Origin of the sequence: Selenomonas sp. (assembly GCF_052169755.1) — a bacterium.
Lineage (GTDB): Bacteria > Bacillota > Negativicutes > Selenomonadales > Selenomonadaceae > Selenomonas.
Genome location: NZ_JBQNBV010000132.1, coordinates 1 through 5492 on the forward strand (window position 1 = coordinate 1; position 5492 = coordinate 5492).

General features: G+C 58.2%; 6 protein-coding genes. All 6 read left to right on the plus strand.

Features of this window, described 5'->3' with window-relative positions; translation table 11 throughout:
* On the plus strand, positions 1-691 hold a 691-nt coding region (locus ACTTKG_RS08775; RefSeq protein ID WP_442673836.1), incomplete at its 5' end, for a TonB-dependent receptor domain-containing protein.
* Entirely contained in the window at positions 675-1673 is a 999-nt protein-coding gene (locus tag ACTTKG_RS08780) for an ABC transporter substrate-binding protein (RefSeq protein ID WP_442673837.1), read from the plus strand. The genes ACTTKG_RS08775 and ACTTKG_RS08780, both read left to right, overlap by 17 nt.
* 36 nt (positions 1674-1709) lie before the next feature.
* Entirely contained in the window at positions 1710-2756 is a 1047-nt protein-coding gene (locus tag ACTTKG_RS08785; protein WP_442673838.1) for a radical SAM protein, read from the plus strand.
* Positions 2746-3756, plus strand: coding sequence for an ABC transporter substrate-binding protein (locus ACTTKG_RS08790; RefSeq protein WP_442673839.1), 1011 nt, complete (start codon positions 2746-2748; stop codon positions 3754-3756). The genes ACTTKG_RS08785 and ACTTKG_RS08790 overlap by 11 nt, the downstream gene beginning before the upstream one ends.
* Positions 3757-3803: 47 nt before the next feature.
* Positions 3804-4823: an ATP-binding protein gene (locus ACTTKG_RS08795; RefSeq protein WP_442673840.1), complete on the plus strand. Its 1020-nt coding sequence runs from the start codon at positions 3804-3806 to the stop codon at positions 4821-4823.
* 10 nt (positions 4824-4833) lie between these two features.
* A partial coding sequence (locus ACTTKG_RS08800) for an AAA family ATPase (protein ID WP_442673841.1) occupies positions 4834-5492 on the plus strand: 659 nt, incomplete at its 3' end.

The window sequence follows — 5492 nt, forward strand, 5'->3', positions numbered from 1 at the left end:
AGACTATAAGATGGATCGGGATACGGCATGGTATGTTAATATCGGGAAAGCATTCCAGATGCCGGCGGTGGACGATATGTTTCGGTATAAAAATGCGAATCCGCAGGGATTGAAGCCAGAGAGCGGCTGGACGTATGAAACGGGTATTAAGCATCGTCATGGGAACGATACATGGCGGGCGGCTGTCTATCACATGGATATGCAGGATAAACTTGGCTGGGCTTATGATACTGGAACGGGACAATACTATGCGGTCAATAAGGGCAACTTCCGCAACACGGGTTTCGAGGTTGAATACAAGAAACGTTTTAACGAAATGTGGAGCATTGCATTAGGTGCGGGCATATCTAATCCCGAGGTGCAAGATCCGAACGGAAAAGATAAAGCATGGGCGCAGGATGCGGGGCGCTTGGAAGGACTTGTGCGCATTGATTACCAAAAGGATAAGTGGCAGGGCAATGTGAATCTCAAATACCTCGGTGATCGTGAGTATTATATGCCTAAAAAAGGGACGGCACAGGATATACCGGATAAATTACAACTCAACCTGAATGTTTCGTACAAGGCGGGAAAGAACGACACCGTGACGCTCGGCGTCTACAATCTTTTGGACAGGGAAAACTACTCGAACCGCTACGGCAATCTTGATCTGCCGCTGAATTTCCGTTTGACGTATGCGCATACGTTCTGACATCGTGCGGCGCAGCGGTGCGCTGGCGCTTCTTTTTGCCGCGGGTTTCCTCTTCTGCGCCTGTGCGCGATGGGGAACGGCGGCAGATGAGGAAGAGGGCGAGTTTTTCCGCGGCGTCGATGATATGGGGACGGAGATCGTGCTGCACAAAAAGCCGCAGCGCATTGTGTCGCTCAATCTCGGCACGGATGAAATCTTGCTCGCGCTCGCGCCGCCCGAACAGATTGCGGCGCTTTCATCCTACGTGGATGATGCGGGGCTTTCGTGCATGGCAGAGGCGGCAAAAGCCGTACCCGTGAAGCTGCACGATAAGAGCCCTGAGCGCGTACTCGCGCAGCATCCTGACCTTGTGCTTACAACGGACAGTGTGCCGAAGGAACTCGTAGCGAGTATGCGCGATCTGGGTCTGACGGTCTTTGTTTCTAAAACGCCCAAGAGTATCGAGGCAGTCTTTCCGCGCATCGAGTCCATTGGCAAGGTGATCGGCAGGGAAGAGGAAGCGGCGGCCTTGACCGGAAGGCTGCATGAACGTCTGGCGGATGTAGCACGACGCACAGAAGATATTCCGGAGACGGATCGCCCGATTGTCGTCGCCTTTGCTTTCAGCGGCGTCTTTGGGCGGCGCGACGATCTCTTTGACGACATGTGCCGCCATGCCGCGCTCAGAAACGGCGCGGCGATGGCAGGTCTCACGAAGGACAACAGCATATCGATGGAGCAGGTCGTCGCGCTCGACCCCGATGTGTTCCTGCTGCCCTCGTGGAGCGCCGAAGGCGAAAAGACGGAAGAGTTTCGTGAGAAGCTGCGCAATGACCCGTTGTTTAAGCATGTAAAGGCAGTGCGAGAGAATCATCTTTACTGCGTGCCCGATACGTATCGCTACAGCGCTTCGCAAAATGCCGTCGAAGCCGTCTATGTGCTGGCAAAGACCGTCTATCCCGAGCGTTTTGCCGATGAAGGCGGCGCGAGTGCAGGAAATTGATGCTTGATGTGCAAACATGCCGGAAAGGGGTGAGCGATGGGGCTGAAGATGCTGGTGCTGAGCCTGACGGGAGACTGCAACCTCGCTTGTCGCTATTGCTATGCAAGCGGTCAAGCGAGACGCGCGATGGCATGGGAAACGGCGCGGCGGGCTGTCGATCTGGCTGCCTCCTGCGGTGAGCCGTTCCTCCTGCAGTTTTCGGGCGGCGAGCCTTTGCTTGCATTGCCGCTCCTTGCGCGTATCGCCGCCTATGTGCGCGATCATCGCATCGAGGCGCGCATGGCTGTTCAGACGAACGGCACGCTGCTGACGGAAGAGGCGGTGAACATCCTATGCGATTCCAACATAGGCATTGGCGTGAGCCTCGACGGCAGACCTGCGCTGCATGATCGCCAAAGGCAATATTCGGACGGCAGAGGTTCTGCCGCTGACGTGGCGGCGGGCATCGAGCGGCTTGCGCGTCGCGGCGTCGGCATCGGACTGACGTGCGTTGTGACGGCGGAGAATGTCCATCGCCTGACCGATGTCGTCGATATGGCGTATTACTTCGGCAACGTACATCGATTGGGCTTTGATCTCCTGCGTGCGCAGGGGCGCGGCACGAACGCCGCTTTGCCGCGAGAAAGCGATATGGCGGCGGCGATGCGCGAGGTTTTCGCTCGGCGCGATGCACTTTATCGCTTGACGGGACGCCGCCTCGCCATATCGCAGGAGGAGCAGGCGAGAGACATCGCAGGGCGCGGCGGGAGCGACTTTTCCCACTGCCATGCGATGAACGGCAAAGGCGTCCACGTAGACGCCGATGGCGGCATCTATGCGTGCTCCTCTTTCGTTGGCGATGAGCGCTTCTTCCTAGGCACTGTTATGCAGGGAGTGAATTTGCGTCGCCAGCAGGAAGTATCTGTCAAGATGCAGCGAAGTATGATTTTTTGCCGGCGATGTCCCGATTTCCGCGCCTGCGGGGGCGGCTGTTTCGCGCGCTGGCTGGGCATGGAGAAAGAAGAGCCGTGCGCGGCGGAATGTGCGTTGAAGAGGGCTGCCGTATCGGCAGTTTTCGGAAAGGAAGGGTATTGTGCGGAGTAAGTTCTTCATGCAATCGTCGCTCCTCGTCGTCGTTGTTTTGCTGCTTTTTCTGACAACATCATGCGGCGGCGAAAAGAATGTAGAGGAGACGTCTGCGAATTTTTCGACATCGTATGCGGTGACGGACATCACGGGGCGCACGATACACTTCGATGCTCCGCCGCAGCGCATTGTCACTTTGTCTGCGACCTTGGATCAGATCGTTCTCAGCGTCGTGCCGCCCGAAAGGCTTGTCGCCGTTGATTCGAGCATGAAGGATCCCATCAATTCCAATATGGTAGAGCTTGCTTCCAAAATACCGCAGACGATCGAGCAGCCGAGCGTGGAATCTATTGTCGCTCTGCAGCCTGATGTGGTGCTTATTGCAGATTGGCAGTATATGGAGCTTGCCGATCCTCTGCGCGACGTGGGGCTTAAGGTCGTCGTTGGCAGGGGACCGCATGATCTCGCAGAGGTCAAGGATCTCGTGCGCCTTATGACGGAAGCGATTGGAGAGAAGCGCAGAGGTGAGATCCTGCTGCGAAAAATGGATGAAAAGCTGGCGGAGATCAAGGCGAAGGTCGACGCCATTCCGCAGGAGAAGAGGAAGAGCGTCGTGTTCCTCTCGCTCATGCCCACATACGGCGGCAAGGGATCGAGTTTCGACGACGCCTGTCACTATGCGGGTGTCATCAACGGCGTTTCCGCTTATGGACTGCGCAACGGGCAGGAAGTGACGAAGGAGATCATTCTATCCATAGATCCCGATGTGCTTTTCTTGCCCGATTATCCGTGGAAAGGTCAGGAATGGCTCGACGCATATATTCGCAGCTATACCGAGGATCCGGCGCTTCAAACACTCAAGGCGCTTAAAAATCACAGCCTTGTATCGCCGCGTTCATCCTTCCTCTACAACTGCTCGCAGGATTTTGTCTACGGCGTGCAGGAAATCGCCTACAGGGTTTACGGCGACGAGTTTTATCTGCCTGCCGATGCGCATATTTCGGCAGTCGATGAGTGAATGTGCCGAAAGATAGATTCTAAAATCTGGAGAAAGGGAAAACCTGCATGATGAAAAAGACATATCCCTTTTCTGCCATCGTGGGGCAGGAAGAGATGAAGAAGGCGCTTTTGCTCAATATCGTCATGCCGTCCTTGGGCGGCGTGCTGATCAAGGGCGAGAAGGGGACGGCGAAGTCGACCGCTGTGCGCGCCGCCGCGGGACTGTTGCCCGCCATGCGGGCGGTGGCGGGCTGTGCGTGCCGCTGCGACCCTGCGGCGTCGGAGTTTTTCTGCGACGATTGTCGCAGGAAGGCTGCAGCGGGCGCACGCATGAAGGAGGAGAGCGTCCCCATGCGCGTCGTGGAGCTTCCCGTCAGTGCGACAGAGGATCGCGTCGTGGGCACGCTCGATATCGAGGCGGCGATCCGGCATGGCAGGAAAGAGTTTGAGGCGGGCATTCTCGCGGAGGCGAACCGCAGCATTCTCTATGTCGATGAAATCAATTTGCTCGACGATCACATCGTCGACATCCTGCTCGATTCGGCGGCGATGGGCGTCAATACGGTGGAGCGCGAGGGCATTTCCTATGCGCATCCTGCACGCTTCGTGCTCGTGGGCACGATGAATCCTGAGGAGGGCGACATACGCCCGCAGCTGCTCGACCGGTTCGCCCTTTCGGTGACGGTGACGGGCGAGCGCGAGGCGAAGGACCGCGTCGAGGTGGTGAAGAGGCGCATCGCTTATGAGCAGGATGCGGAGAGTTTTGCCGCTTCCTACAGGGAGCAGCAGGAAGCATTGCGCGAGAGGATCGAAAGGGCGCGTGCTCTCCTCAAAAGCGTCGCCGTGGCAGATAGAATGCTGGAAAAGGCGGCGCACATCTCGCTCGCGCTCGGCGTCGACGGGCACCGCGCCGACATCACGCTCATCAAGGCGGCGATGGCGAATGCCGCCTTCTCGGGGCGCACGGAGGTTGCAAAGGAAGATATGAAGGCCGTCAGCCGCCTCGTGCTCGCGCATCGCCTGCGCCGCCGCCCGTTTGAAGAGGGCAAGGTCGACTGGTCTGCCGTGGATGATGTACTGGCTTGAGGAGATGGGCATGGAATATCCGCGCTATCCGTTTACCGCTGTCGTCGGTCAGGAGCAGGCAAAGAAGGCGCTTCTTCTCGCGCTCGTGAATCCGCGCACGGGCGGCTTGCTCATTTCAGGCAACCGCGGCACGGCGAAATCCGTCCTTGTGCGTGCGGCAGCGCCGTTCACGCTGACAGGGAGTCTCGTCGAACTGCCGCTCGGCGCGACGGACGACATGGTCTTCGGCAGCTTCGATGTGGATGCGGCGCTGCGGGACGGCGAGCGTCGCCTGCGTCATGGGCTCCTGCATCGCGCGGCGCATACGCTCATTTACATGGACGAGGTGAATCTCCTGCGCGAGGATGTCTTGAAGTCTGTCTTAGAGAGCGCGTCGGCGGGGATGTTTTCCTTGGAGCGCGACGGCGTATCGGCGGTCGAGGAGATAAGCTGCATCCCTGTCGGGACGATGGATCCCGCAGAAGGCGTGCTCTCGCCCGTGCTGCTCGACAGCTTCGGCATGTTCGCGGCGATGGAGGAAATAGAGGAGACGGAGCAGCGTGCTGAGATCGCGCGGCGCGTGCTCGCTTTTGAGCGTGCGCCGGAAGCTTTCTGCCGCGCGTATGCGCAGCAGGAAGCCGAGCTGCAGCAGAAGGCGGCACGAGCGCGAGAGATGCTTCCTGCTGTGGA

Coding starts and splice junctions, on each gene's coding strand:
- ACTTKG_RS08780 (WP_442673837.1), top strand. CDS start 675: ATGCGCATACGTTCTGACATCGTGCGGCGCAGCGGTGCGCTGGCGCTT.
- ACTTKG_RS08785 (WP_442673838.1), top strand. CDS start 1,710: ATGGGGCTGAAGATGCTGGTGCTGAGCCTGACGGGAGACTGCAACCTC.
- ACTTKG_RS08795 (WP_442673840.1), top strand. CDS start 3,804: ATGATGAAAAAGACATATCCCTTTTCTGCCATCGTGGGGCAGGAAGAG.